This is a genomic window from Micromonospora sp. CPCC 205558, assembly GCF_036902955.1.
Lineage (GTDB): Bacteria > Actinomycetota > Actinomycetes > Mycobacteriales > Micromonosporaceae > Micromonospora.
Genome location: NZ_JBAKHR010000035.1, coordinates 43,822 through 70,326, shown reverse-complemented (window position 1 = coordinate 70,326; position 26,505 = coordinate 43,822). Strand labels below are relative to the sequence as shown.

The window sequence follows — 26,505 nt, the reverse complement described above, 5'->3', positions numbered from 1 at the left end:
GCCGGCGGCGGTCAGGGCGGTCTTGCGGATCAGATCGGTACGCATGATGGCGTGCTCCTCTGCGTTGGGGGATCCGCACGGCACTCGACAGGGGGGTGCGTGGCCGTGCGGGGAAGTTCACGGCAACGTCGGCGATCCGAGGGGACCTGCTCGGGCGTTGCGGGGGATGTAACCGGGGCGGCCGGTCGGGTGTTCCCGGCGGGGCCTGCCCGCCACCGACCCGAAGGGGTGCGGTGATCTGCCAGGTATAACGACCCGACCCGGCCGGCGATTCCGCCGCCGGGGTGGCCCCGACCACCCGACACCCCCACCCAAACCCGACAAATCACCCGCCGGCGAACCCGACACCACGGCCACCACGGCCACCACGGCATGATCGACTCGGGTTCACGGAAAACGCCGTGTCACGGTTGCCCGGGATAGCGCGACTTCATGAAAGGCGAGTGGATCACGCCGGACTGCGCGGTTCCCTGGCCCCACTGCGCTGCCAGTGCGGCCGATCATGCACTTTCGGTGGTCGGATTGCGCGGGATGCCCCATATGCCGCAACAGAAAGTGCAAGATCGCGACAGTCGGAGGGGGCGGGCGAGGCCGGTCGAGGCCGGGGGGCGGGGCGTGCGGGGGGCGGGGCGGGGCGGTTAGGCCGCGTTGAGCAGGTCCAGGACGGCGTCGCGGGCGGCCAGGACGGCTGCCTCGGACTGCGGGCCGTGGTTGAGGATGTCGAAGGAGTGCTGGGCGTCCGGCACCTCGATCACCCGCATCGGCCAGCTCTGGGCGGTCGCCGCGGGGAGGAACGCGTCGATGCCGGCCAGGACCGGTGGGATGTCCTGGCCGGCCCGGGTCAGCATCAGTGGCACGCCCGTGCCGGAGCCACCGGCGCAGCCGGGGTGGTCAGGACGAAGGGTCGTTGCGCGACGGGCATCGTGATACCCGCATCGTAACGATCATCAGCTGGCCCGGTTGCCCCGTCGACGATCTACAGGGGGCGGTTGGTCAGGACGGGTCGCCGCTCTTCGCGGCGTCGCTGGCCTGGGCGTGCCGCTCCAGTAGCCGCTGCCGGATCTCCTCCGGGGTGTACGCGCGCCGACGTCGTTCGGCCCGCGCGATGACCACACCGGAGGCCGCGACGCCGGCGAGCCCGGCCAGCCCGAGAACCTTCCACCACCGCATTCGTTGCCGCATCGGCCTAGGCTAGTCCCTCATGAGCATCAGCCTGGACGAGGCCGTCGAGTTGACCCGCACCGGTGACGTGTGGGTGTTCCGGGGTCGCAGCGTGCCGGACCGGGCGATCCAGATCACCACCAACAGCCCGGTGAACCACGTCGGAATGGCTGTGGTGTTGGACGACATGCCGCCGCTGATGTGGCACGCGGAGTTGGGCAGGTCGCTGCCCGACCTGTGGTCGGGCACCCACCAGCGCGGCGTCCAGCTGCACGACCTGCGGGACGCGGTCTGCGTCTGGGCCAACCGGTACGGCCAACGGGCCTGGCTGCGGCAGCTCGACCCACCTGCCGACGGGGAGATGGAACGGGCGGTGCTGCGGACGATCGCGCGGTTGGACGGCACACCGTTCCCGTCTACCGCGCAGTTGGCGTGGCGCTGGGCGCGCGGTCGGGTGCCGGCGCTGCCGCGCCCCGGTCGGCTGTCCGCGCTGGCGCGCTCGATCAGGCTGCCCGAGTTGCCGCGACCCGGCTGGCCAGCACTGGCACCTCGGCCGACCCCCGCCAACCCGGCCGAAGCGACCGGCTCGGCGGGCTCCAGCAGCCCCGCCAACCCGGTCGGATCAGCTGGGGAACGGGACCGGGCGCTGGAGACGGCGTACTGCGCCGAGGTGGTGGCGGTGACGTACGAGGCCATGGGGTTGCTGCCGGCGGGCCGGCGTCCGAACTGGTATGACCCGGGGCGGTTCTGGAGTGGGGACGACCTTGGTCTGGCCGCCGACGCCCGGTTGGGTTCGGAGATCGAGGTGCGGGTGCCACCGCGCTGAGGTTTGACCTGGGCGGTGACCGGCAATTGCTGTGAGCGTGAACGCCTCCACGGATCTTGACACGTTGGCCGACTTCTTCGACCGGTACGGCGTGGCGCTGACCTCCGGCGATCTGCCGGCCATCGCTGGCTGCTACGCCCTGCCGGGGATGGTGGTGGCCGACACCTACAGCTTCTCGTTCACGTCCGCGGCGGCGGTGGCGCTGTCCTTCGTGGGCGCCGCGCCCGACTACCAGGACCGGGAGTTGGTCGCGGCCCACGCCCGCATCGAGGACGTGCAACCGGTGTCCGCGTTGCTGACGATGGTGGCGGTGGAGTGGGAGTTCCTGGACAGTCGGGGGCAGGCGGTGCCGGGGGAGCGGTACCGCTATCTGCTGCGTACCTTGGATGACGAGCCGCGGATCTGCACGGTCGTCCGGACGGGTTGACCGACCGGGGCCGGTCGGTCCGATCCGTACCCACCCGGTTTCCGGTTCGTGCGGCGCTGGCTACGCTGTCGCGTCGGTGGGACGAGGGGAGACCTGATGGCGGTGCGGCCGGACGGTGCGGGAGATTCGCGGGCGGCGCGGGTTTTGGTGTCGGTGCCGTGGATCGTGGTGCTGCTCGGTGTGTGTGCGCTGGTGGTGCTCCTGGTGGTGGCGCTGTTGTCGTTCCGGACCAGGGAGCGGGATGTCGCGCCGCAGTCCGCGCCCCCGGCGTTCCTGCCGACTGTGCCGGCCGCCGCGTCGGCCACCGGTGGGCCGACCCCGGTCGGGGTGGAGCGGCGCTCGGCGTCGCCGAGCCCGTCGCGCAGCAGCCGGACGCCGTCGCCGCCGGCCACGGTGACCGGCTCGCCCACTCCGGGGCGGACGGGTGTCGTGATCGCGCCGACGACACCGGCGGACGACACGGTCGACGCCCGGTACCAGGTCGGCGGGAACGGCTGGGACGGGGACGCGGCGGTGCTGTCGATCGCCAACAAGTCGAGTCGGTCGGTGGACTGGCAGGTGGAGTTGACGTTCGACGACGACACGTGGGCCCTGCGAGTCGGTGATGATTCGGGCGTCTCGGTGCGGGGGCGCGGGCACGGGGAGTTCGTGTTGCGCGGCACCCGTTCGCTGGAATCGGGTAACTCTCGGACGCTGCGGCTGCGCGTCGGCTTTGGTGAGTCGGCGCAGCGACCGCTCAAGTGCACGATCAACGGGGTCGACTGCCGGATCGGCTGAGCTGGAGCCGGTCGGTGGTGTGAAGCCGTTGCGCGGCCAAGGCTTTCCCGCTCGGGCCGCCGATCGCTACGCTGCGCGGACGGTCCGCTGAGGGAGGTACATGTCCGGCATGCGCCGTGTTCCGCGCCCGCCGCACGGTCCGGTCGCGATCGCAACGTCGCCCTGGATCGTGGTGGGCGCCGGTGTCGTCGTGATGGTGGTCCTGCTCTTCGTGGCGCTGGGCGCGTATCGGGGACGTAGCCCTGCGCCGGACGGCGCGCAGCCGCCGGCGCTGCCGGTGCCGTCCGTGGTGGGGGCGCCGAGCGTGCCCACGTCGGTGCCGTCTCCGGCGCCGGTGTTGCCGGGGGTGTCCGGGCGTGCCAGCGGGCTTCCGCCGAGCGCCGCAGCCGGGTCCGGTTCACCGTCCGCCGATCCGGCCGATGCGTCTGCCGGTCCGACGGTCGGTCCGACCGGGAGACCGACGGCGACGCCGCCGCCGACCCGGGCGGCGCCGGGCCAGCCGGCGATGACCGGACGGTACCGGGTGGTGCAGAGCTTCGACGGTGGCTTCATCGGCGAGGTGTCGATGGTGAACACGTCCGCCCGGAGCCGCGGTTGGACGGTGCGGTTGGAGTTCTCCGGTGGACGGTTGGTGACCGCCTGGGTGGAGGGGGTCCCACAGGGGACGATCCGGCAGAGCGACGACGGCTTCACGTACGTCAGCGGGGTCGAGGTGTCACCCGGGGGCTCGGTGTCGTTGCGGTTCCACATGGAGCGGACGTTCAGCACACCACGGGAGTGCACCGTGGACGGGGTGCGCTGCAACGGGTTCTGAGCGGCGGTTTCGCAAGGATGCTGCTTTGTTGCGACCATGTTTGCAAGGTATTGCAGATTGTTTCGGCAAGGGTTAGCGTGCGGCCATCAGCGACCAGAGGAAGGCGTCGATGAAACCCCCGCCGATACCGCGCACCGCCCTGCTGGCCCTTACCTCCCTGCTCACCGTCACCCTCGCCGGCGCTCCGGTCGCCGTGCAGCCCGCCGCCGCGAGCCCTCAACCGTCCGACCGTGCCTCACTTGCGGTCGGCGGCGCGACCCAGTGGCGCGACGAACCCAGCGCCGACGCGCTGCTGAAGGCCGGCGGCAACGCCGGCCGCGCCGAGCAGTTCTACTTCGTCCTGCCGGACCGGTTCGCCAACGGAGACCCCCGCAACGACCGGGGTGGCCTCACCGGTGACCGGCTGCGCACCGGCCTGGACCCCACCGACAAAGGCTTCTACCACGGCGGCGACCTCAAGGGCGTCATCGACAAACTGGACTACATCCAGGGGATGGGCACCACTGCCATCTGGCTCGCCCCGATCTTCAAGAACCGGCCGGTGCAGGGTGCCGGCAACGACATCTCAGCCGGCTACCACGGCTACTGGATCACCGACTTCACCCAGGTGGACCCGCACTTCGGCACCATGGAGGAGATGAAGCGCCTGGTCAAGCTCGCCCACCAGCGCGGCATCAAGATCTACCTCGATGTGATCGTCAACCACACCGCCGACGTGATCAAGTACGCCGAGAACACGTACGCGTACGTGGACAAGGCGACCTCGCCGTACACCGACGCGCAGGGCCGGGCGTTCGAGGACCGCAACTACGCCGACGGCAGCCGCGCGTTCCCACCGGTCAACAAGGAGTCCTTCCCGTACACGCCGACATTCGCCGAGCCGAAGGACGCGAACGTCAAGGTCCCGGCCTGGCTGAACGACGCCACCATGTACCACAACCGGGGTGACTCCACCTTCGCCGGAGAGAACAGCGAGTACGGCGACTTCTTCGGCCTCGACGACCTGTGGACCGAGCGTCCCGAAGTGGTCCGGGGCCTGACCAAGGCGTACGGGGACTGGATCGGCGCTACCGGCGTCGACGGGTTCCGGTTGGACACCGTGAAGCACGTCAACATGGACTTCTGGCCGCAGTTCAGCCAGGGCATCGAGCGGGCCGCCGAGAAGGCCGGCAAGAAGGACTTCTTCATGTTCGGCGAGGTGTACAGCGCCGACCCGGAGATCAGCTCCAGCTACGTCCGGCAGGGTGGCCTGCCGGCCACCCTCGACTTCGCCTTCCAGGAGGCCGCGCGCGGCTTCACCGCCGGCGCCGGCTCGGCGAAGGCCCTCGCCGACGTGTACGCCCGCGACGACCTCTACGCCGCCCGGAACACCGACGCGGGCCGGTTGACCACCTTCCTCGGCAACCACGACATGGGCCGGATCGGCTCGTTCATCGCCGGTGGCGGCACCGACCCGGCCAGCCACCTGCGTCGCGACCAGCTCGCCCACCAGTTGATGTTCCTGACCCGTGGCCAGCCGGTGGTCTACTCCGGCGACGAACAGGGCTTCACCGGTCCGGGCGGGGACAAGGACGCCCGCCAGGACATGTTCGCGTCGAAGGTCCCCGACCACCTCGACGACGACCTGCTCGGCACCGACCGTACCCACGCCAGCGACCAGTTCGACCCGACCCACCCGCTGTACCGGACGATCGCCGACCTGGGCCGGCTGCGCCAGGCGCACCCGGCGCTGCGCGACGGTGTGCAGATCACCCGGTACGCGGCCGACGGGCCCGGCGTCTTCGCCGCCTCCCGGATCGCCCCGGCCGACCGGATCGAGTACGTGGTGGCCGTGAACAACGCCGACACCGCGCAGACTGTCACCGTGGACACCTGGTCGGCCGGCGCCACCTTCACCGGCATCTACGGCGGCGCCGGCACCACGCCGGCCGGCGGCGCGTGCTGCGCCGGAGCGCGGGCCGACGGTGACGGTGAACTGACCCTGACCGTGCCGCCGCTGTCGGCAGTGGTGTACCGGGCCGGCAGCCCCATCGCACCGGTGGCCGACAAGCCGACCATCACCATCACCAACCCGATTCCGGGCGCGCCCGTCGCCACCCGGGCTGCGGTCACCGCCCGGGTCACCGGCGACCCGCTCTCCACCGTCACCGTCGCGGCCCGGGTGGCCGGCGGCCGGTGGACGCTGCTGGGCAGCGCCGACCACGCCCCGTACACCGTGCAGCACGACCTGACCGGCCTGGCCGGCGGGGTCCAGGTCGAGTACAAGGCGGTGGTCCGCGACGGTCGGGGCCGTACCGCCACCGCCCGGTCCGCAGCGGTCGTCGGCACCCCGACGCAGGGCAACTCCCGGGAGTGGGCGGTGGTGCACTACCAGCGCCCCGCCGGCGGGTACGACGACTGGGGGCTGTACGCCTGGGGGGACATCGACCCGGCGTACGTCACCGAGTGGCCCAAGGGGCAGCCGTTCGCCGGGGAGGACTCCTACGGCCGGTTCGCCTGGGTGAAACTCAAGCCGGGCGCGACGTCGGTGAACTTCCTGGTCGTCGACAAGGCTGGTACGAAGGACGTCGCCCATGACCGCAGCATCGACGTCACCCGGACCGGCGAGATCTGGCTCAAGCAGGGCGACCCGGCGATCTACCCGAGCAGGCAGGCGGGCACTGGTGAGGAGGACCCGCCGGTCGAGGAGGGCACCGCCGTGCTGCACTACCGGCGGGCCGACGGCAACTACGACGGCTGGGGCCTGCACCTGTGGGACGGCGCGGCCAACCCGACCGAGTGGTCCGCCCCGCTGCGGCCGAGCGCCGTCGACGCGTTCGGGGCGGTGTTCCGGGTGCCGCTGGCGGCCGGCGCCACCGGCCTGAACTACATCATCCACCAGGGCGACACCAAGGATCTGCCCGATGACCAGCGGCTCGACTTCGCCAGCACCGGCCGGGAGGTCTGGCTGATCGCCGCCACACCGGGCCGCCTGCTGCCGTCGACGGCCAGCACCACCGGCGGGGACACCGACACCAGCAAGCAGAAGGCGCACTGGATCGACCGGTCCACAGTGGCGTGGCAGACGACCCCGACCGACGGCAAGACGTACGCGCTGATCGCCGCGCCCACCGGCGGGGTCAGCGTGGTCGACGGCGAGCTGACCGGCACGTACACCAGCTTGCCGCTGCGAGCGCAGCGCAACGGGCTCACCGAGGCCCAACGCGACAGGTTCCCGCACCTGTGGTCGTACCGTAGCTTCGCCCTGGACCGGGCGGACCTGGCCAAGGTCCCGGCGGCGCTGCGGGGGCAGTTGCTGGTCACCGAGCGCGACGCCGAGGGAGCGCTGCTCGCCGCGACCGGCGTGCAGATCCCCGGCGTGCTCGACGACGTGTACTCCCGGGCGGCCGACGCCACCCTCGGGCCCACCTTCGCGGGCCGGACGCCGAGCCTCGCGCTGTGGGCGCCGACCGCCCGGAGCGTGAGCCTGCACCTGTTCGATTCGCCCACCAGCGCGCCGAAGACGGTGCCGATGCGCCGCGACGACCGCACCGGTGTCTGGTCGGTGCGCGGCGACCACACCTGGACCGGCAAGTTCTACCGGTACGAGGTGCGGGCCTGGCAGCCGGCGGCGCAGCAGATGATCATCGCGTCGGTGACCGACCCGTACTCGGTGGCCCTCGCCGCGGACTCCACCCACAGCCAACTCGTCGACCTGAACGACCCGGCGCTGGCCCCTCCCGGGTGGCGCACGCTGCGCAAACCGGCACCGGTGCCGGCCGCGAAGGCGCAGATCAGCGAGCTGTCCGTGCGGGACTTCTCCATCGCCGACGAAACCGTGCCGACCGAGCGGCGAGGGACGTTCCTCGCGTTCGCCCAGCCGAAGAGCGCCGGCATGACCCACCTGCGGGCGCTCGGCGACGCCGGAGTCACCCACCTGCACCTGCTGCCGGCGTTCGACTTCGCGACCATCCCGGAGAAGCGGGCCGACCAGCGCCAGCCGGCCTGCGACCTGGCGGCGCTCCCGCCAGACTCGGCCGAGCAGCAGAAATGCGTGGCGGCGGTCGCGGAAACCGACGGCTACAACTGGGGGTACGACCCGCTGCACTACACCGTGCCGGAGGGCGGCTACGCCGTCGACCCGGTCGGCGCGGCGCGGACCACCGAGTTCCGGCGGATGGTCGCCGGGGTGAACGACGCCGGGCTGCGAGTGGTCATGGACGTTGTCTACAACCACACGTCGGCGGCCGGCGCCGACCCGAAGTCGGTGCTCGACCAGATCGTGCCCGGCTATTACCACCGGCTGCTGGAAGACGGCACGGTGGCCAACTCCACCTGCTGCGCCAACACCGCTCCCGAACACGCCATGATGGGCAAGCTGGTGGTCGACTCGCTGGTCACCTGGGCCCGACAGTACAAGGTGGACGGCTTCCGCTTCGACCTGATGGGTCACCACCCGAAGGCGAACATCCTCGCCGTCCGGGCGGCACTGGACCGGTTGACCGTCGCCCGCGACGGCGTGGACGGCCGCTCGATCCTGCTCTACGGCGAGGGCTGGAACTTCGGCGAGGTCGCTGACGACGCCCGTTTCGTCCAGGCCACCCAGGCCAACATGGCCGGCACCGGCATCGGCACCTTCAACGACCGGCTGCGCGACGCGGTGCGCGGCGGCGGACCGTTCGACGCCAACCCCCGGGTGCAGGGTTTCGCCTCGGGGCTCTACACCGACCCGAACGGCGACCCCGTCAACGGATCACCGGCCGAACAGAAGACCCGGCTGCTGCACGCCCACGACCTGCTCAAGGTGGGGCTCACCGGCAACCTGCGCGGCTACCGGTTCACCGACACCGCCGGGCGGCAGGTCACCGGGGCGCAGGTGGACTACAACGGCTCCCCGGCCGGCTACACGGCCGCGCCGGGGGAGGCCGTCACCTACGCCGACGCCCATGACAACGAGATCCTGTACGACGCGTTGGCGTACAAACTGCCGCAGGCCACCACGGCCGCGGACCGCTACCGGATGCAGGTGCTGGCGCTGGGCACGGTGGTGCTGGGACAGGGCACCGGGTTCGTCACCGCCGGCACCGAGCGGCTGCGGTCGAAGTCGCTGGACCGCAACTCGTACAACTCCGGCGACTGGTTCAACCAGATCCGCTGGGGCTGCGAACGTGGCAACGGGTTCGGCGTCGGTCTGCCGCCCGCGCCCGACAACGAGGACAAGTGGTCGTACGCGAAGCCGTTGCTGGCCGACCCGGGCCTGGTGCCGGACTGCGCGGCGATCAGCACCACCGACGCCCGGTACGCCGAGTTGCTGCGCATCCGGGCATCGTCGCCGGTGTTCGGGCTGGCCACCGCCGAACAGGTGCAGCAGCGCGTCGCGTTCCCGCTCTCCGGTGCGCAGGAGACACCGGGTGTGCTGACCATGACCCTGGACGCCCGCGGGCTGGGCGGGCCGTGGAAGTCGTTGACTGTCGTCTTCAACGGCACCCCGTCGGCGGCCACCCAGACGGTGACCGGGCTGCGCGGAGCGGACGTGGCACTGCACCCGGTGCTGGTCGACTCGGCCGACCCGGTGCTGCGTACCGCCTCGTTCGACCGGGCGGCCGGCACGTTCACCGTACCGGCGCGCAGTGTGGCGGTCTTCGTCCAGAAGTGAGCTGGACCGGCCCCCTTCCGCGTCTCGCGGAAGGGGGCCGGTGCCCAGCGGGCCGGCGGTGGGTATGCGGCGGCCCCGCCGGATCCGGTCCTTCGACCGTTCCCGACGGGGCCGCTTGTCGCTCCCTCTATGTTCCCTACTCCCTGAGCCGGTGGTGGTCCCGTCAGCCGAAGCAGTTGGGGACGGGGTTGCCGGTGCAGTTGGTGGGTCGGTTGCCGACGATCACGGTGTGTGGGTCGGTGGTGACCGCGCCGGTGTTGAGGATGCCGCCTGCGCCGCCGGGTGCGGGGACGAGGGCGGTGTTGTTGGTGATCTTTGTGGTGGTGAGGCGGAGGGTCGCGGTGTTGAGGATGCCGCCGCCGTTGGTGGATTGGTTGCCGTTGACCTCGGTGTTGCGCAGGGTCACGGTGCCGCCGATGATGTTGAGGATGCCGCCGCCGCCGAGGCCGTCACTGGTGTTGCCGACGATCTTGCTGTCCTCGACGGTGGTGGTGCTGCCGGTGGTGTTGGTCAGGCCGCCTCCGCCGCCGACGGCGGCGTTGTTGGCCACGGTGACGTTGCGCAGGTTGGTGCGGGCTGCGAGCGTGGTGAGGATGCCGCCGCCGGTCCCGACTGCGTTGTTGCCGGTGACCTGGCTGTCGTGCAGGTCGATGATGCCGCCGGTGGTGGCGATGGCGCCGCCGCCGCCGATGGCGCGGTTGTTCTTGAATTCGACCTTGTAGCCCTGGACGGTGCCGATGAAGTTGTTGATCGCACCGCCGGCGGCGCCCGCGCTGTTGCTGTCGAAGCGGGATTCCTTGAGCTTGAGCAGGCCGGTGTTGTTGATACCACCGCCGGCTGCCGTGGCGATGTTGCGCTCGACGGTGCTCTTCTCCAGCTCGGTGGTGCCGGCGTTGTTGATCGCGCCGCCGATGCCGGCGTTGTTGTTGACCAGGTGGGTTTCCTTGAGGCGGGCGGTGCCACCAGCGGCGACGTTGATGGCGCCGCCGGCGGCGGCTTGGCCGCCCTTGACGGTGACGCCCTCCAGTCGCAGGTCGCCGCCGCTGGCGACGCTGAAGATGCCGAACGGGGCGGCGGCGGCCGCCCGGACGATCGTGGACTTCTCGCCCTTGATGGTGATCTGCTGGGTGATCGGCGGCAGGCCGAGCCCACCTGCTGTGGTGGTGAGGCTGTAGGTGCAGCCGGCGGCGAGCTTCAGCGTCGCGCCCTGCTCGGCGTTGGCCAGGGTGATCGCCGCGATCAACCGGTTCGGGTCACACGGCACCTCCCGCACCCGCTCGTCCTTGCCCCGCTCGTCCTTGCCCCGCTCGTCCTTGCCCCGCTCGTCCTTGCGCTCATCCCAGCCGTGCTCCGGCTCGTACTGGTCGCCGCGGGCGTCGTCCTTCGTGACCTGCTCGGCCGACGACCACTTCAGGTGAGTAAGGCCGGCGGCCCCGGCGGAGGTGGCGACGCCGACCCCCGCGAGGCTGACCATGCCGGTCAGACCGGCCACGCCGGAAGCGAGCCACACCTTGCGCTGGCGCTTGCGCTTAGCGGTGCCCTCGCCATCGTTCTTCCGAAGGTAGTTGGACATCGGAGTTTCTGCCCTCTCCTCGTATGAAAGTCCGCTCCGCCACGGCGAGGCGTACTTCGCTACAAATCGGTTGTAGCTCCTAAAGAACACCGTATGAGAAACATCTTCACTATGGGGCGTTATCCGAAGAAACCCCACATTCGGTGCAGGGATGCCCTGCGTGGTCCTGTCCGGGACCGAGAGGCCTGGGTGTGGTCAGCCGGACACGGAACGCGCGGCCGTATCGCAACGGGCTCAAGAGGCCGATAGGGCGCTTCGTCGGACTGGGTGGCGGTCGGTCGACGGGCTGCGGAACTTCGGCGCCGGAACCCTGACGGTCGAGCACGCCCGCCGAACAGGGGCTCCTCCCCGATCGGGGAGGAGCCCCTGTTCATCTATGTGTTTCAGCCGAAGCAGTTGGGGACGGGGTTGCCGACGCAGTTGGTGGGTCGGTTGCCGACGATCACGGTGTGTGGGTCGGTGGTGACCGCGCCGGTGTTGAGGATGCCGCCTGCGCCGCCGGGTGCGGGGACGAGGGCGGTGTTGTTGGTGATCTTTGTGGTGGTGAGGCGGAGGGTCGCGGTGTTGAGGATGCCGCCGCCGTTGGTGGATTGGTTGCCGTTGACCTCGGTGTTGCGCAGGGTCACGGTGCCGCCGATGATGTTGAGGATGCCGCCGCCGCCGAGGCCGTCACTGGTGTTGCCGACGATCTTGCTGTCCTCGACGGTGGTGGTGCTGCCGGTGGTGTTGGTCAGGCCGCCTCCGCCGCCGACGGCGGCGTTGTTGGCCACGGTGACGTTGCGCAGGTTGGTGCGGGCTGCGAGCGTGGTGAGGATGCCGCCGCCGGTCCCGACTGCGTTGTTGCCGGTGACCTGGCTGTCGTGCAGGTCGATGATGCCGCCGGTGGTGGCGATGGCGCCGCCGCCGCCGATGGCGCGGTTGTTCTTGAATTCGACCTTGTAGCCCTGGACGGTGCCGATGAAGTTGTTGATCGCACCGCCGGCGGCGCCCGCGCTGTTGCTGTCGAAGCGGGATTCCTTGAGCTTGAGCAGGCCGGTGTTGTTGATACCACCGCCGGCTGCCGTGGCGATGTTGCGCTCGACGGTGCTCTTCTCCAGCTCGGTGGTGCCGGCGTTGTTGATCGCGCCGCCGATGCCGGCGTTGTTGTTGACCAGGTGGGTTTCCTTGAGGCGGGCGGTGCCACCAGCGGCGACGTTGATGGCGCCGCCGGCGGCGGCTTGGCCGCCCTTGACGGTGACGCCCTCCAGTCGCAGGTCGCCGCCGCTGGCGACGCTGAAGATGCCGAACGGGGCGGCGGCGGCCGCCCGGACGATCGTGGACTTCTCGCCCTTGATGGTGATCTGCTGGGTGATCGGCGGCAGGCCGAGCCCACCTGCTGTGGTGGTGAGGCTGTAGGTGCAGCCGGCGGCGAGCTTCAGCGTCGCGCCCTGCTCGGCGTTGGCCAGGGTGATCGCCGCGATCAACCGGTTCGGGTCACACGGCACCTCCCGCACCCGACCATCCTTGCCACGCTCATCCTTGCGCTCATCCCAGCCCTGACCGCTCCAGTCGCCGCCGGACCACTCGTCCTCGTCCGTGCCCTCGGCGCCCTCGTTGGCCTTGCCGGCGTCGCTGACGTTCTGCTTCGGCATTGACGCCTGGGCGTCAGTCAGTCGATCAGCGCCGCCGGACTTGTCGTCCCGGGCTGCGATGCCACCCAGGGCCGCCAAGCCGACCATGCCGGTCAACCCGGCAACACCGGCGGCGACCCAGAGTTTCCGCCGCCCTGTTCTCGGTGGGGCCGGTGCGGCCCCACCGTCGGTACTCGTTACGTCGTTGGACATCAGAGCCTTCCGCCCTCTCCTGCTGCAGACGGGATCGCACCGCCCGAGGCGCCACGACCAGCTACAAATGGCTTGTAGCCAACTGATACCCACCGTATGAGAACCATCTTCGCAATGCAGACTGATCTGAAATATCCACGCATTGGGCGTAGAGCGGACACAGGTGGTCAACCGCGTCGGGTCGACAGAAGAAGGGCTCTACCAGCACAAACGCCAACAGGCGGCGTGGCTGGTTCACCCCGGGTCGCAGCGCCCCACGTGATCCACTCGGCTGGCTGATAGCGCGCTATCTGAGCGTCGGGATGTAAGTCGGGATGGCTGGGTCGGGTGGACGCGGGCCGGCGAGTGCTGGGACAGGCCTGATGGCGCGGTGAGCCTGGGCCGGAAGGGTCTGGCGGAGGGGTGGTGCCGGCGGGTGCGGGCCGTAGAGGGCTGGGTCCGAATGCTTCGACGCGGCACCGAGGGGGTCTTGCGGTGAGGTGAGTCGGGGTCGCGGTGTGCGGATACCGAACAGCGGTCGCCTCCAAAGCATGATCCACTCGGCTTTCCTGATAACGCGGTATCCGGGCGACGCGGATAGCACGACTTCAAGAAAACCGAGTGGATCACGGTCGAAGCTCAACCCGCCACCCCTCGAGCAAGGGCGTGGGCCAGGGGCAGCCCGGTCGGCTGGCGGGCCAGCTGGGCTGGGCGGGTTAGCTGGGCAGGCGAGGGCCGGCTTCGCGCTGTGCGGCCAGCCAGGTTTCCACCTCGTCGGAGGTGCGTGGCAGCCCGGCCGACAGGTTCACCGCGCCGGTCGCGGTGACCAGCACGTCGTCCTCGATCCGAATGCCCACACCGCGCAGCTCGGCGGGGACCAGCTCGTCCTCCGGCTGGAAGTACAGACCGGGCTCGACGGTGAGCACGTAGCCCTCGCCCAGGGCGCCGTCGCGGTACGTCTCCTTGCGGGCGTTGGAGCAGTCGTGCACGTCGATGCCGAGCATGTGGCCGAAGCCGTGCAGCGTCCACCGCCGGTAGACGGTCGACTTCTCGTCCATCGCCTCGTCCACGCTCACCGGCAGCAGACCCAGCTCGGCCAGCCCCTCGGCGAGCACCCGCATGCAGGTCAGGTGGACGTCCTTGAACTTCACCCCGGGGCGGATGGCCTCGATGCCGGCCTGCTGCGAGGCGTACACGATGTCGTAGACCTGGCGTTGCAGGGCGGTGAACCGCCCGCTCACCGGCAGCACCCGGGTCACGTCGGCGGTGTAGAGGTTGCGGCCCTCGACACCCATGTCCATCAGCAGCAGGTCACCCGGTCGGGTGGCGCCGTGGTTGTGCACCCAGTGCAGGATCGTGGCGTGCTCGCCGGCACCGACGATCGAGCCGTACCCGACGTCGTTGCCGTCGTGGCGGGCCCGCAGCGCGAAGACGCCCTCCAGCAGCCGCTCGGAGACCGCCCGGTCGGCCGGCAGGATCCGGGCCACGTCCTCGAAGCCGCGGACGGTGGCGTCGATCGCGTCCTGGAGTTGGCCGATCTCCCACTCGTCCTTGACCAGCTTCATCTCCGAGATGGCGATCGCCAGCTCCCGGTCCCGAGCCGGTTGGCCCTCGGCGCGGGGCCCGTCGTAGGGGCGGACGGCCGCGTCCACCTGGGCGTCGAAACCGCGCAACACCCGGGTACGCCCCGGCGCCAGGTCGGCGAGCGTCGCCTCCAGGCCGGTCAGGTCGGCGGTGGGCAGGCCCAGCTCGGTCGACTTCTCGCCGAGGGTGGGCCGCCGGCCCACCCACAGCTCGCCGTTGCGGCTGCGGAAGAACTCGTCGGTCTCCCGGGAGGACCGGGGCCGCATGTACAGCGTCGCGTCGTGCCCCGAGCCGTTCGGGCGCAGCACCAGCACACTGTCGGCGTCGTGGTCGCCGGTCAGGTAGGCGAAGTCGCTCCCTGGCCGGAACGGGTAGTCGGTGTCGTTGGCCCGGACCTTCTCGGTGCCGGTGGGGATCACCAGCGTCTCGCCGGGGAAAGCCGCCGAGAGGGCCGCCCGTCGCTTCGCGTAGTTGGGTGTCTCCGGGCGGGGCGTCACAGGGAGCGCGGTGTCGTGCCAGCCCTGCCGCATGAAGGACAGGAACGCCTCCGGGTAGTCCGGATCGTGCGATTCCGTACCGTCCGTCGGCGTACCGTCGGTCTGTCCCTCGGTCATTGCGCCGCTCCCTCCGCTTCGTTGCTGGTCCCGACCGTACCGCGCGCCCGGTTGGCGGTAACGCCCCCCGGGAGTCGGGTGGATCGACGGACGGCTGCAAGGGCCGACAGCGCGCGTGGAAAGATGGCCACCATGTGCGGACTTCTGGCCTTCTTCAGCGCGAACGGCAACGCCGCCGCGCATCGCGACCACATCGCCGGAGCGTTGGAATGCCTGCACCACCGCGGCCCCGACGAGACCGGGGTCGAGGTGGTCGGCGACGCCTCCGGCCGGTACGCGGACGGCGTGTTCGCCCACAAGCGGCTGGCCATCATCGACGTCGCGTCGAGCCACGAGCCACTGCCCTACGCGAACGGCCGTTACCTGCTGACCTTCAACGGCGAGATCTACAACTACATCGAGCTGCGCGAGGAGTTGATCAGGAACTTCGGCGCCCAGTTCGCCACCGCCGGTGACGGCGAGGTGATCGTCGCGGGCTACCACTTCTGGGGTGAGCAGGTGCTCACCCGGCTGCGGGGCATGTTCGCCTTCGTCATCTGGGACCGGCAGGAGCGCCGGGCCTTCGGCGCCCGCGACTACTTCGGTATCAAGCCGATGCACTACCTGGAGACCGCCGACGGCCTCTACCTGGCCTCGGAGAAGAAGGCGCTGCTGCCGTTCGCGCACAGCAACTACCAGGGCGACGCGGGCGTCGACACGGCCAACCTGAGCCACTACCTGACCCTGCAGTACGTTCCCGAGCCCGGCACCCTGCACAAGGGCATCAGCCGGATCGGCTCGGGGGAGTACCTGAACTGGACCCCGGGCGGCCGGATCGACGTACGCCGGTGGTACCGGCCGGTGTTCCGGCCGGCGCCGGTCGACGACGAGCAGAAGCTCTACCACGAGATCCGCGAGACGCTGCGGGAGAGCGTGCGCATGCACATGCGCTCCGACGTGCCGGTCGGCTCGTTCCTATCCAGCGGCATCGACTCCACCGCGGTGGTGGCGCTGGCCCGGGAGTTCAACCCGAACATCCTCACCTTCACCGTCGGCTACGACGTGCCGGGTTACTCGGAGATCGACGTCGCGCAGGATTCGGCCCGGCACCTCGACGTCACCACGATCCCCACCAAGATCGGTCCGCAGGACATGATCGACGCGCTGCCGAAGATCGTCTGGCACCTGGACGACCCGGTGGCCGACCCGGCGCTGGTGCCGCTCTACTTCGTGGCCAAGAAGGCCGCCGAGCACGTCACCGTGGTGCTCTCCGGTGAGGGCGCGGACGAGTTCTTCGGCGGCTACACGATCTATCGGGAGCCGCTGTCGCTGGGCACCGTCAACGGCCTGCCCGGCGGTGTGCAGAAGGGGCTGCGCGCGGTCTCCAAGGCGATCCCGCAGGGGGTCAAGGGCAAGAGCTTCCTGGAGCGCGGCACCACCCCGATCGAGGAGCGTTACTACGGCAACGCGCGGATGTTCACCGAGGAGGAGAAGCAGCACCTGATGCGCCGCTACGACCCCTCGGTGCGCTACACGGATGTCACCGCCCCGATCTACGCCGAGTGCACCGAGCTCGACGACGTCACCAAGATGCAGTACGTCGACCTCTACACCTGGCTGCGCGGCGACATCCTGGTCAAGGCCGACCGGATCTCGATGTCGCACTCGCTGGAGGTGCGGGTGCCGTTCCTCGACCGTGAGGTCTTCGACGTCGCGGCGAAGATCCCGGTCGACCTGAAGCTGCCGCCGCGCTCCGACGCCACCAAGTACGCGATGCGTCAGGCGTTGCAGGGGGTCGTGCCGCCGGCCATCGTCAACCGCAAGAAGCTGGGCTTCCCGACCCCCACCCGGGTCTGGCTGCGCGGCGAGATGTACGAGTGGGCACGGCACGTGCTCAGCACGTCGGGTGCGGGCGATCTGCTCGACCTGTCGTACGCGCTGCGGTTGCTCGACGAGCACAAGCGGGAGGAGGCCGACCACTCCCGCAAGGTGTGGACGGTGTTGATCTTCTGCATCTGGCACGCGATCTTCGTGGCCAAGACCCTCGACCCGGGTATCCAGCGCAACCAGTCCGCGCTGCTCACGAAGCCGGTCGTCGGCTCCATGGTCCGCTGACCCACGCCCCACCCTGTTGACCAAGAGGTTTGCGTCGTCCGGAGCGGTTCCGGTGACGCAAACCTCTTGGTCATTTCAGGTGGTGGTCAGCGGCGGGCGCAGGTGACCGTGGGGATCCCGTTGGTTCCTGTACTGCTGGCCAGGAAGCCGAACGTTGTGCTGCCCTCTGGTGCGACGGTGCCGTTGTAGGAGACGTTCGTCGCCGTCACCGTCGAGCCGGACGAGGTCTGGGTGGCACTCCAGATCTGACTGATCGACTGCCCGTTGGGCCAGGTCCAGCTTGCGGTCCAACCGGAGAACGGCGTACTGCCGTGATTCATGATCGTGACCTCGCCCTGGAAACCGCCCTGCCAGGCGCTGCTCACCTTGTAGACGGCCATGCAGTCATTGCCGGACGGCGGTGGGGTGGTCGGGTCGGTCGGCGGATCGGTCGGGTCGGTCGGCGGATCGGTCGGGTCGGTCGGCGGGTCGGTCGGGTCGGTCGGAGGGTCGGTGGGGTTGCCGCCGCCCGGGCCCACGCCGGTGACCTGGCCGCTGCCGCCGTCGAAGGTCACGTCGGAGCAGCCGAAGAAGTTCTCCTGTGAGTCCGAGCGGACCCAGCGGGAGTAGATGATGTGCCGGCCACTCTTGCCCGACGGCAGGTTGCCGCTGAAGTAGTAGTGCCCGTCGTTGCTTCCGACCGACCCGCGCTGCGGCGGGTTGGTCACCGTGAGGAACGGCTCCTCCAGGTCACTCCAGGCCAGGGCCCGGGTCGGGCTCCAGCTGTTCTTGGTCACGTAGAAGTAGAACGTGCCCGGGTGGTGCGCCCAGTTGCTGTACTTGAAGTCCAGCCGCGCGCCGGCGGTCAGGTGGGTCAGCGGCCAGTCGGTACGGGGCAGGTCGTAGCCGCGGAAACCGGAGTTGCCGCCGCTGCACAGTTGCCCGTCCGGGATGAAGCCGGTGGTCCGGCCGCCCGCGTCGGAGCGCAGCACACTGAACCAGTTGTAGAGCGAGTTCGCCCCGCTCTGCGCCACCGCGGCGGAGCACGCGGGGTTGTTCGGCCTGATCTCACCGGTCTGGCTGCGGCCGTCCTGCCAGCACAGGTAGGTGCGGCTGCCGGGCGTCATCGCCGCGCCGTGCGCGGCGGCCGGCTGCGGATTGGACGCCACTGCGACAGCGCCCAGCGCGAGGGTCACGGCCGCGGTGAGTAACGCGGCCGTACGGGAACGATTCACGGGTTCTCCTGACTCGCGAGGCGTGCTGCCTGAGCCGCCTCGCCGCAATCGGGTGGGATGTGGCCTGATCGCCCCGCTGTCGTGAGCGGTGCGACGATCACAGCGACGTGCCCCGGCGGAAACAGCCAGTGGACGTGCGCCGTCGACGGTCCTGACCTGGACCGGTGCCCTCGCGTCTAACCAACCCGGCAACCGGCGGCGCCGCAGCCCTCGCACCGCCCGGTACGCGTCATCCCACCACGTTGCACGGGCTGAGCGCAATAGGCGTTCCTCGATGCAGGAGAAGACCCGCCGGACCCCGTTGAACGCCATATCCTGCCTACGGGGAGCTGGAACGGAGAGGCGGCCGTCGGTGCCGGACGTGTTCGACGAGGTGCACCGCCGGTGCCGCGACGGCGAGCCGGTCGCGCTCGCCACCGTCGTGGACACCTGGCACTCCGCCCCGCAGCCACCCGGCGCCGCCATGGGTGTCGCGGCCGACGGCACGGTCGTCGGCAGTGTCTCCGGCGGCTGCGTCGAGGCGGATCTCTACGAACGGGCCCGCCGGGTGCTCGTCACCGGCCAACCCGAGCTGCACCGGTACGGGATCATTGACGACGACGCGTACGCCGTGGGCCTGACCTGCGGCGGCATTCTCGACGTGTTCGTGGAGCGCGTCGACGCGAGCGCTCTGCCGGCGCTGGACGCGATCGCCGCCGCCCGCCGCAGCGGCCATCCGGCGGCAGTCGTCACCTGCGTGGCCGCCGACGCCAACAACCCACCCGTCGACGCCCACAAGCCATCGGCCAACGCCCACAAGCCATCGGCCGACGTAGACGAGCGGGCCATTGTCCGCAACGGCGCGCACGGCGACCGGCCGAGTGACCCGGCCCGGCGGCTTGGCCGGCGGCTGGTGCTGACCGGCCAGCGGTCCGTCGGCTCGCTCGGCGACGACCGGCTCGACGACGCCGCCAGCGCCGACGCACTCGGGCTGCTCGCCGCCGGGCGTAGCGGGATGCTCCGCTACGGGTACCACGGGCAGCGTCGAGGCCGCGGGATCAGTCTCTTCGTGACCGCGTACGCGACTCCACCCCGGATGATCGTCTTCGGAGCGATCGACTTCGCCGCCGCGGTGGCCCGGATCGGCGCGTTCCTCGGCTACCGGGTCACCGTCTGCGACGCCCGGCCGGTCTTCGCCACCGCGCGACGCTTTCCCGAGGCGGACGAGGTGGTGGTGCAGTGGCCGCACCGCTACCTGCGTACGGAGTTGGCGGCCGGTCGGCTCGACGAGCGGACAGTGGTGTGCGTGCTGACCCACGACCCGAAGTTCGACGTGCCGTTGCTGGAGCTGGCGCTGCGCCACCCGCTGGCGTACGTCGGCGCGATGGGCTCACGGCGCACCCACGACGAGCGACACAAGCTGCTGAGCGAGGCGGGGCTCAGCCCGGCGCAGCTGGCCCGGCTCGCCTCCCCGATCGGGTTGGATCTCGGTGGTCGTACCCCGGAGGAGACCGCCGTGAGTGTGGCCGCGCAGATCGTCGCGGCCCGGTGGGGCGGCACCGGCCGCTCCCTTGCTGCCCTCGACGGGCCGATCCACCAGTCGGGGTAGCGCGCACGTCGGTCCGTGGCCTTCGGCGCCCATTGGGCCGCGCGCTGTGCCAGCCTGATGCCACGGCGATCGGCTCGGCGAGCGGCGGCCGGTGGCGACGACGAGAGGATCGGCATGGGATACGCGGTGGTGCTCGGCGAGGCGCTCGTCGACCTGCTCGACAGCGAGCTCGACGGGGAGCGGGTCTACCGGCAGGCCATCGGCGGCGGGCCGCTCAACGTCGCGGTCGGGGTGGCGCGACTCGGCGGAGCGGCACAGTTCGTCGGCTCGCTCGGTGATGACGCGCTGGGCGGCCGCATCCGCACGTTCCTCACCGCAGCCGACGTCGGGGTGGCCGGTGCGCTCACGGTGCCGGCGCCGACCACGCTCGCGGTGGTCACGTACGCCGGACCGGAGCCGGAGTTCCGCTTCTACGGCGAGCCGGCGTCCTACGGACTGCTCGGCCCCGACGATCTGGATCTGGCGCTGCTGGAGGGCGCCGACGTGCTCTACTGCGGCTCGATCGTGCTGCTCCAACCGAGCACGCTGGCCGCCGCCCGACGTGCCTGGTCGCTCGCCCCCGGCCTGCGGGTCTTCGACCCGAACGTACGCCCCCGGCTGCTGACCGGGCCAGCCGCGCTGGAAGGGCTGCGCGAGGTGGTGGCCGAGTTCGCTGCCGGCGCGCACCTGGTCAAGCTGAGCGCCGCCGACGCCGTGCTGCTCTATCCCGGTGAGCCGGTCGAGGGGGTGGCGGCGTACCTGCGCGAGTTGGGGGCGGCCACGGTGGTGGTGACGCTCGGCGCGGCCGGCGCGGTGCTGGCCGCCGCCGACGCCGATCCGGTCCGGGTGCCGGCCCCCAAGGTCAACGCGATCGACGCCACCGGCGCGGGTGACTCGGTGATGGCTGCGCTCATCGCCGACCTGCTCGTCGACGGCGAACCGGAGGGTCCGTCGGGCTGGGCCGACCGGGTGGCCTTCGCGCTGCGGGTGGCCGGTCTGGTCTGCGAATCCCCGGGCGGTGCCACCGCCATGCCCACCCGCGCCGCTGTGGCAAACCGCTTCGGCGGGTGACACCCCACTGCCGGGGGCACGGTCGAGTTGACGCCCCGCGAGTCAGGCGTCGCCGTTCAGCTGGAGGTAGGCGCGGTGCGTGGCGTCCAGGGCGGGTCGGGCGCCGAAGGGGGCCTCGGCGGCCACCCGTTCCGGCGGTGCGCTGCCGGTGTGCGCGGCCCGGATCAGCCAGGCCAGCTTCGCCAGGTCCGCGTGCTGGGCGCGGACGAAGTCGACGTCCACCGGGTCGCCGTGGCCCGGGATCACCACCGTGCGCGCGGTGGTGAGCCGCAGCAGGTCCGCGACCGCGTCCGGCCACTGCAGGGGGTACGAGTCCTCGAAGGCGGGCGGGCCGCTCTGCTCCACCAGGTCCCCGGCGACCAACACGTCGGCGTCCGGCACGTGCACCACCAGGTCGGCGTCGGTGTGCCCGCGCCCCGGGTGTCGCAGCAGCACCCGTCGGCCCCCCAGGTCGAGGACCGTCTCGACGTGCACGGTGTGCGTCGGGGCGAGCAGCGGGGTGTCGGCCAGCTCGGCGGCGAGCGTCGGGTGCTCCGCGCGCAACTCCTCGTACGCCTCCCGGCGCAGTCGCTCCGGCTCCTCGCGCAGGGCGGTGGCGGCCAGTGCGTGCGCGTACACCGGGCGGGGCGGGTCGCCGGCCAGGACGGCGTTGCCGAAGCAGTGGTCGTAGTGGTGGTGGGTGTTGACCAGCGTCAACGGACGGTCGGTGATCGCCCGGACGGCCGCGGCCAGTTCGGCGGCCTGGGCGGCCGACGACAGGGTGTCCACCAGTAGCGCCTCGTCGTCGCCGACGACGAGTGTGACGTTGACCCGCAGCAGCGGCTCGGCCAGCACGTGCACCCGGTCGGCGACCTCGACGAAAGCGGCGTTCACGACGCGCGCCCGGCGCGCTCGACGAAGCGTCCCCGGTCGACGAGGATCCGCTCCACCCGACCCCGGGCCACCGTCTGGTCGCCGTCGCTGACCGTGACCTCGAACGACAGCCGGCGACCGTCGACGGCCGCCAGCAGCGCCTGCGCCCGAACGGTCCGGCCGACCACGGTCGGCGCCAGGTGCTCCAACTCGACCCGGGTGCCCACTGTCGTCGAACCGGGCGGCATCCCGGTCGCCGTCGCCGCGACCGTGGCCGCCTCGGCCAGCGCCAGCACCCGGGGAGTGCCCAGCACCGGTACGTCCCCGGAACCGACCGCCTGGGCGGTGTCCGCGTCGGTGACGGTCAACTCGACCTGGGCGGTCAGACCCGGCGCGAGGGCCGGCTCGGGCTGCTCCTGCATGGTCGTCAGCCTAGGTGCTCACCGGGCCCGTCGAGCACGCGGCCGGGGATCCGGCACCGCCCGCCCTCCCACCTGTGCACGGCCTCCCCGGGTGGTCCCCGTCGGTCGATGCCGTGCCCGTCGTTAACCTTGACTCCGATGGCCGTCGTGACTGACCCCCAGCCCCCCGCCCGGACCGACCCGCCCGCGTCCCCGGACGGGGGTCGTCGGCGCGTCATCGCCATGACCGTCTGGGCGGTCGCCTTCGTCGCCGCGTGGCTGGCCATCGGGCTACCCACCGACCCGGCGTACGCCTTCGTCTGGATCTGGGCCGCGACCATCGCCTGGAACAGCGATCGGCCGTGGCGTAGCCACCTGCGTTTCGCCCGGGACTGGGTGCCGGTGGTGCTGCTGTTCGTCGTGTACAACCTCTCGCGGGGGTTCGCTGACAACGGGGCCACCCCGCACGCGATGGAGCTGATCGTCGCCGACCGGTTCATGTTCGGCTGGGCCACCGGCGGCGAGGTGCCCACCGTCTGGTTGCAGCAGCACCTCTACCACCCGCAGGTGCAGTGGTGGGATGTCACGGCGAGCTGGGTGTACTTCTCGCACTTCGTGGTGACGCTGGCCGCAGCCGCGGTGCTCTGGCTGCGCGACCGGCACCGCTGGGCCGCGTACATGCGGCGCTGGGGTTTCCTCTGCGCGGCCGGCCTGGTCACCTACTTCGTCTACCCGGCCGCCCCGCCCTGGTGGGCGGCGCAGAACGGGCTGCTCACCGAGGTCGCCCGAATCTCGACCCGGGGGTGGAAGGCGTTCGGCATGCACGGCGCCGGCAACGTCCTCAACGCCGGCCAGATCGCCTCCAACCCGGTCGCCGCGATGCCGTCGCTGCACACCGCGTGGGCGTTGTTCGTGGTGCTGTTCTTCCTGACCTCCACCCGCCGTCGCTGGTGGCCGCTGCTGCTCGCGTACCCGCTGGCGATGACCTTCACCCTGGTCTACTCGGGTGAGCACTACGTGATCGACGTGCTGGTCGGCTGGACGTACGTGGGGCTGACCTTCCTGGTGGTCGGTCTGGCGGAGCGCGGCTGGGCGACGTGGCGCGCCCGCCACCCGAGCGGCTCACCGAAGCAGCCCGACACCCCCGCCGCCGTCGGCCAGCCCGACCCCCCAACCCCCCGCGAACCAGAAACCACCCCCACCCACCCCGCAGTCCCCGCCGACCACTAACAGTGCCCCGGCCCCTCTCCGTCGCTAGCCCTCGTTGATCATGAAGTTATTGCCCTCCCGCGCGGCGTGTCGGGGCAATAACTTCATGATCGACGGGCCGGAGGGCGGGGTCCGGGGGCCGGAGGGCGGGGGGCGGGGGGGCGGGGGGCGGGGTTAGGGGCGGGGGGCGGGGTCAGGGGGTTGAGTGGGTGCGCGCCTGGTGGGCTCTTGTGGTCAGGTCGGCTGCCAGGGCCCAGGCCTCTGCCAGGTCGCGGTCCTGGGCCGTCGCGCCGGAGCCACCGGCGGTGTCCGCGTGGACGGAGGCCAAGCCCAGACGACGCTGGATGGGGCCCTGCACCACTCGCACGCTCTGAATCCGCGCGTACGGCACGATCACCAACTGCCGGGTGAACCGCCCGGAGCGGGTGACGAACACCCGCTCGAAGAGCCCCGCGCCGAGCGCGGCATGGCCCAGCGGGTGCAGCCAACGGGTCCGGCGCGGAGGTGTGCTCAGCGGGAGCGCGTCGAGGCGTACCCCGGGGAGCACCTCGGCGACGATCATCGTCGCCGTCGGCAGGTCGCCGACCGGCAGCAGCCGGTCGGGCCGGTTGCGGTCGTCGTCCTCCATGGCGGAGTAACCGGCCACCTCCAGCCGCAGGCGCAGCCAGCCCTTCATCCGCCACAGCAACGGCCAGGTGGCCCCCACGGTCTGCACCCGCCCCAGCGGCACGGTCTGCGCCCGCGTCTCCAACAGGCCGTTGTGCACCCGCAGCGTGCCACCGTCGCGGGCCAGCCGGAAGTTCCAGTCGTCGAGCACCCGGCGGATCGGTTGCAGCAGGACACCCGCCATCGCGGTCAGGGTGCTCGCCACCGCGACGAACGACCACGAACCGGCGGTGAGGAACTGCACCACGACGAAGGCCACACCGAACGGAAGCAGGAACGCCTGCGGGGTGAGCAGTTGGCTGATCAGCAGGTTCTGGTTGCGTACCGCGTGCAGTGGCCGGCCCGGCACGGCCGCCAGCGGCGCCGTCGCACCCGGGGCCGGTAGAGCCGCCGCGTCGCCGGGCGCGGGCAGCTGCGCCACCCGCCCGGCCAGCGCCAGCAGACGCTCGCGGAGCACGGCCGCGTCGGCCACCCCGAGGTACGCCAGTGGCGCCTCGGTCTTGCCTCCGCCGACCACCTCCAGACGCAGCTCGGCCAGGCCGGTGAGCTGAGCGAGCAGGGGCCGGACCACCTCCACGGCCTGCAACCGTTCCAACGGGATGGCCCGGGTACGCCGCCAGAGCAGCCCTTCGTACACCCGAAGCTCCCGGCCCACCACGTGGTAGCCGGTGTTGTACCAACTGACCACGGACAGCACCGTCGCGCCGAGCGCCAGCACCGCCACCGCGACGGCGAACCAGCCGAAGCCCACCCGGGACAGCGTCGACCAGGACAGCCCGGCGATCACCACGACCAGGGACTTGGCGCCGTGCAGCACCGGGCTGAGCGGATGCAGTCGCTGCCGGGGCTCGCCCTCGCCGCCGCCCGGTGGTGCCGACCACGGCGCGGGCGCCCCCGGCGGCATCGAGCCAGGCGGTGCCGCGCCGGCGGGTAGCACCGGCCCCGGCGGCGTGGAGCCGGTGGGCGGCACGGTGCTCGGCTCGGCGGGCCCGTCGCTCATCGGAGCGGCCCTCGGCGCGGCCGATGATCACCCGCGCGGGTGCTCACAGCCCCTCCGCCCGGTCCTCGCCGAGCGCGGTGAGCCGATCGCGCAGCCGGGACGCCTCCGCCGGCCGCAGCCCGGGGACCCGGGCGTCGCTGGCCGCCGCCGCGGTGTGCAACTGCACGGTGGCCAGGTCGAAGGCGCGCTCCAACGGCCCGGCGGTCACGTCGACGAACTGCATCCGCGAGTACGGCACGATGGAGAGCCGGCGAACCAGCAGCCCGTGCCGGACCAGCAGGTCGTTCTCCCGCTCGGCGTACCCCCAGGCCCGGACCGCCCGGACGATCGCGGTGGCCCGCCACCCGCCGAGAACCAGCACGACGGCGACGGCGAGCCCGAACAGCCAGTGGCCGCTGAAGGCCCAGCCGACGGCCGTCACCACCAGCCCGATGGCGACCACGATCGCCAGCCGGATCAGCTCCACCCAGATCAGGTCGGTGGAGATCGGCTGCCAGTTGACAGTGTCCGGCCAGGGATCCAGAGGGCCCCGGCCGCCCGGAGCGGACGTCAGCAGAGCCGCGGGAGCGCCGGGATCGGACGCGCGAGCGTCGGGAGCGCCGGGATCGGCCGGCAGCAGACCGGGGGCCGGCAGGTCGGGCGGGCGCTGGTCGGCGGCGGGTGCCGGCCCGCGACCAGGTGGCAGCGCGCCCGGTGGCAGTGGGGCGGGCGTCGAGACATCCGGTGCGGCGGGCTCCGGGCCGAGCGTGCCCGGTGCGGGGAACGCGCCGGGCGGCGGCTCGACGCCCGGCGGTGCGCTGGCCGAGGTGGGCGGCCAGGACGGGGGGGTGGGGCCGGGGGAAGCCGGAGGGTCGCCGCTCACAGGTCGAGCGTAGGCGATCTGCGCACCGGAGTGATGGCACGCAGGAAGCCACGAGCGTCCAGGAAGTCACCGAGGCTGCCCCGGTGCTCCGCGCAGGCCAACCAGGTCTTGCGCCGATCGGCGTCGTGCAGACGGGGATTGTTCCACTCCAGCGCCCAGACGGCGGCGGACCGGCAGCCCCGGGCCGAACAGACCAGGGCTTCGTCGGCGGGGGAGGGGATGCTCATCCCGGCCAGTCTAAGACGGCGGGACGGAGAGGTTGAGCGCCGGGCGACCACGGGGGGAGCCGCCCGGCGACGGGGTGAATCGTACACGCGGCGGGCCGGTCCGCGCATACCCGCGACGCGCAATTCGGC

The 26,505-nt window shown here is 71.3% G+C and carries 20 protein-coding genes; 9 read left to right on the top strand and 11 right to left on the bottom strand.

Features of this window, described 5'->3' with window-relative positions:
* Window positions 1-638 precede the first annotated feature (638 nt).
* Together V6U86_RS29105 and V6U86_RS29100 are read right to left on the bottom strand one after the other, a co-directional pair.
* Window positions 639-857: a hypothetical protein gene (locus V6U86_RS29105; protein WP_334508825.1), complete on the bottom strand. Its 219-nt coding sequence runs from the start codon at window positions 855-857 to the stop codon at window positions 639-641.
* A gap of 136 nt (window positions 858-993) precedes the next feature.
* Window positions 994-1,182 carry a hypothetical protein gene (locus V6U86_RS29100; RefSeq protein WP_334508824.1) on the bottom strand — a complete coding sequence of 63 codons (189 nt, stop codon included), beginning with the start codon at window positions 1,180-1,182 and terminating at the stop codon, window positions 994-996.
* Between the two features lie 19 nt (window positions 1,183-1,201).
* On the opposite strand from V6U86_RS29100, the gene V6U86_RS29095 reads away from it, so the two are divergent.
* The 5 genes from V6U86_RS29095 to pulA all read left to right on the top strand — a co-directional run bounded on the left by V6U86_RS29095 (window position 1,202) and on the right by pulA (window position 9,640).
* The gene (locus V6U86_RS29095) at window positions 1,202-1,987 is read left to right on the top strand and encodes a hypothetical protein (protein WP_334508823.1); all 786 of its coding nucleotides are present in this window, start codon (window positions 1,202-1,204) and stop codon (window positions 1,985-1,987) included.
* 37 nt (window positions 1,988-2,024) lie between these two features.
* Window positions 2,025-2,414 carry a hypothetical protein gene (locus V6U86_RS29090; RefSeq protein ID WP_334508822.1) on the top strand — a complete coding sequence of 130 codons (390 nt, stop codon included), beginning with the start codon at window positions 2,025-2,027 and terminating at the stop codon, window positions 2,412-2,414.
* A 96-nt stretch (window positions 2,415-2,510) separates the two neighbouring features.
* Complete coding sequence (locus V6U86_RS29085; RefSeq protein ID WP_334508820.1) at window positions 2,511-3,191, top strand: hypothetical protein; 681 nt, start codon at window positions 2,511-2,513, stop codon at window positions 3,189-3,191.
* A gap of 109 nt (window positions 3,192-3,300) precedes the next feature.
* Window positions 3,301-4,005 carry a cellulose binding domain-containing protein gene (locus tag V6U86_RS29080; RefSeq protein WP_334508818.1) on the top strand — a complete coding sequence of 235 codons (705 nt, stop codon included), beginning with the start codon at window positions 3,301-3,303 and terminating at the stop codon, window positions 4,003-4,005.
* Window positions 4,006-4,114: 109 nt separating this feature from the next.
* Window positions 4,115-9,640, top strand: coding sequence for a pullulanase-type alpha-1,6-glucosidase (pulA, locus tag V6U86_RS29075; RefSeq protein ID WP_334508816.1), 5,526 nt, complete (start codon window positions 4,115-4,117; stop codon window positions 9,638-9,640).
* A 163-nt stretch (window positions 9,641-9,803) separates the two neighbouring features.
* On the opposite strand, the gene V6U86_RS29070 is transcribed toward pulA, so the two are convergent.
* The 3 genes from V6U86_RS29070 to V6U86_RS29060 form a co-directional block, all read right to left on the bottom strand.
* Window positions 9,804-11,213: a right-handed parallel beta-helix repeat-containing protein gene (locus V6U86_RS29070; RefSeq protein ID WP_334508814.1), complete on the bottom strand. Its 1,410-nt coding sequence runs from the start codon at window positions 11,211-11,213 to the stop codon at window positions 9,804-9,806.
* A gap of 383 nt (window positions 11,214-11,596) precedes the next feature.
* Window positions 11,597-13,036 (bottom strand): hypothetical protein, encoded by a 1,440-nt coding sequence (locus V6U86_RS29065; RefSeq protein ID WP_334508812.1) that lies wholly within the window; start codon window positions 13,034-13,036, stop codon window positions 11,597-11,599.
* Between the two features lie 695 nt (window positions 13,037-13,731).
* Window positions 13,732-15,213: an aminopeptidase P family protein gene (locus V6U86_RS29060; protein WP_334508810.1), complete on the bottom strand. Its 1,482-nt coding sequence runs from the start codon at window positions 15,211-15,213 to the stop codon at window positions 13,732-13,734.
* A gap of 132 nt (window positions 15,214-15,345) precedes the next feature.
* Between V6U86_RS29060 and asnB the strand changes: the two genes are divergently transcribed.
* The gene (asnB, locus tag V6U86_RS29055; RefSeq protein ID WP_091405235.1) at window positions 15,346-17,307 is read left to right on the top strand and encodes an asparagine synthase (glutamine-hydrolyzing); all 1,962 of its coding nucleotides are present in this window, start codon (window positions 15,346-15,348) and stop codon (window positions 17,305-17,307) included.
* A gap of 86 nt (window positions 17,308-17,393) precedes the next feature.
* On the opposite strand, the gene V6U86_RS29050 is transcribed toward asnB, so the two are convergent.
* Window positions 17,394-18,521 carry a lytic polysaccharide monooxygenase gene (locus V6U86_RS29050; protein WP_334508804.1) on the bottom strand — a complete coding sequence of 376 codons (1,128 nt, stop codon included), beginning with the start codon at window positions 18,519-18,521 and terminating at the stop codon, window positions 17,394-17,396.
* 352 nt (window positions 18,522-18,873) lie between these two features.
* Here V6U86_RS29050 and V6U86_RS29045 point away from each other — a divergent pair, with 352 nt between their 5' ends.
* Together V6U86_RS29045 and V6U86_RS29040 are read left to right on the top strand one after the other, a co-directional pair.
* Window positions 18,874-20,109, top strand: a complete 1,236-nt coding sequence (locus V6U86_RS29045) for an XdhC/CoxI family protein (RefSeq protein WP_334508802.1) — start codon at window positions 18,874-18,876, stop codon at window positions 20,107-20,109.
* Between the two features lie 114 nt (window positions 20,110-20,223).
* On the top strand, window positions 20,224-21,159 hold the full coding sequence (locus tag V6U86_RS29040) for a PfkB family carbohydrate kinase (protein WP_334508800.1): 936 nt from the start codon (window positions 20,224-20,226) through the stop codon (window positions 21,157-21,159).
* A 42-nt stretch (window positions 21,160-21,201) separates the two neighbouring features.
* Here V6U86_RS29040 and V6U86_RS29035 read toward each other — a convergent pair whose 3' ends face one another.
* A complete protein-coding gene (locus V6U86_RS29035) occupies window positions 21,202-22,032 on the bottom strand; it encodes an MBL fold metallo-hydrolase (RefSeq protein ID WP_334508798.1) in 831 nt (276 codons plus the stop codon).
* On the bottom strand, window positions 22,029-22,433 hold the full coding sequence (locus V6U86_RS29030) for a thioesterase family protein (protein WP_334508796.1): 405 nt from the start codon (window positions 22,431-22,433) through the stop codon (window positions 22,029-22,031). Before V6U86_RS29030 ends, V6U86_RS29035 begins: the two co-directional genes overlap by 4 nt.
* A gap of 138 nt (window positions 22,434-22,571) precedes the next feature.
* On the opposite strand from V6U86_RS29030, the gene V6U86_RS29025 reads away from it, so the two are divergent.
* Window positions 22,572-23,642 carry a phosphatase PAP2 family protein gene (locus V6U86_RS29025; RefSeq protein WP_334508794.1) on the top strand — a complete coding sequence of 357 codons (1,071 nt, stop codon included), beginning with the start codon at window positions 22,572-22,574 and terminating at the stop codon, window positions 23,640-23,642.
* A 172-nt stretch (window positions 23,643-23,814) separates the two neighbouring features.
* On the opposite strand, the gene V6U86_RS29020 is transcribed toward V6U86_RS29025, so the two are convergent.
* From V6U86_RS29020 to V6U86_RS29010, 3 genes are all read right to left on the bottom strand, one after another.
* Complete coding sequence (locus V6U86_RS29020) at window positions 23,815-25,287, bottom strand: PH domain-containing protein (RefSeq protein ID WP_442935026.1); 1,473 nt, start codon at window positions 25,285-25,287, stop codon at window positions 23,815-23,817.
* A gap of 43 nt (window positions 25,288-25,330) precedes the next feature.
* A complete protein-coding gene (locus V6U86_RS29015; RefSeq protein ID WP_334508828.1) occupies window positions 25,331-25,843 on the bottom strand; it encodes a PH domain-containing protein in 513 nt (170 codons plus the stop codon).
* A 302-nt stretch (window positions 25,844-26,145) separates the two neighbouring features.
* Window positions 26,146-26,376, bottom strand: coding sequence for a hypothetical protein (locus V6U86_RS29010; RefSeq protein WP_334508792.1), 231 nt, complete (start codon window positions 26,374-26,376; stop codon window positions 26,146-26,148).
* Window positions 26,377-26,505: the final 129 nt, after the last annotated feature.

What these genes read in the sequence shown, in the direction of transcription:
- V6U86_RS29100 (WP_334508824.1), bottom strand. Translation starts at nt 1,182, where the DNA reads ATGCGGCAACGAATGCGGTGGTGGAAGGTTCTCGGGCTGGCCGGGCTC.
- V6U86_RS29095 (WP_334508823.1), top strand. Translation starts at nt 1,202, where the DNA reads ATGAGCATCAGCCTGGACGAGGCCGTCGAGTTGACCCGCACCGGTGAC.
- V6U86_RS29085 (WP_334508820.1), top strand. Translation starts at nt 2,511, where the DNA reads ATGGCGGTGCGGCCGGACGGTGCGGGAGATTCGCGGGCGGCGCGGGTT.
- V6U86_RS29080 (WP_334508818.1), top strand. Translation starts at nt 3,301, where the DNA reads ATGCGCCGTGTTCCGCGCCCGCCGCACGGTCCGGTCGCGATCGCAACG.
- pulA (WP_334508816.1), top strand. Translation starts at nt 4,115, where the DNA reads ATGAAACCCCCGCCGATACCGCGCACCGCCCTGCTGGCCCTTACCTCC.
- V6U86_RS29070 (WP_334508814.1), bottom strand. Translation starts at nt 11,213, where the DNA reads ATGTCCAACTACCTTCGGAAGAACGATGGCGAGGGCACCGCTAAGCGC.
- V6U86_RS29065 (WP_334508812.1), bottom strand. Translation starts at nt 13,036, where the DNA reads ATGTCCAACGACGTAACGAGTACCGACGGTGGGGCCGCACCGGCCCCA.
- V6U86_RS29060 (WP_334508810.1), bottom strand. Translation starts at nt 15,213, where the DNA reads ATGACCGAGGGACAGACCGACGGTACGCCGACGGACGGTACGGAATCG.
- asnB (WP_091405235.1), top strand. Translation starts at nt 15,346, where the DNA reads ATGTGCGGACTTCTGGCCTTCTTCAGCGCGAACGGCAACGCCGCCGCG.
- V6U86_RS29040 (WP_334508800.1), top strand. Translation starts at nt 20,224, where the DNA reads ATGGGATACGCGGTGGTGCTCGGCGAGGCGCTCGTCGACCTGCTCGAC.
- V6U86_RS29030 (WP_334508796.1), bottom strand. Translation starts at nt 22,433, where the DNA reads ATGCAGGAGCAGCCCGAGCCGGCCCTCGCGCCGGGTCTGACCGCCCAG.
- V6U86_RS29025 (WP_334508794.1), top strand. Translation starts at nt 22,572, where the DNA reads ATGGCCGTCGTGACTGACCCCCAGCCCCCCGCCCGGACCGACCCGCCC.
- V6U86_RS29020 (WP_442935026.1), bottom strand. Translation starts at nt 25,287, where the DNA reads ATGAGCGACGGGCCCGCCGAGCCGAGCACCGTGCCGCCCACCGGCTCC.
- V6U86_RS29010 (WP_334508792.1), bottom strand. Translation starts at nt 26,376, where the DNA reads ATGAGCATCCCCTCCCCCGCCGACGAAGCCCTGGTCTGTTCGGCCCGG.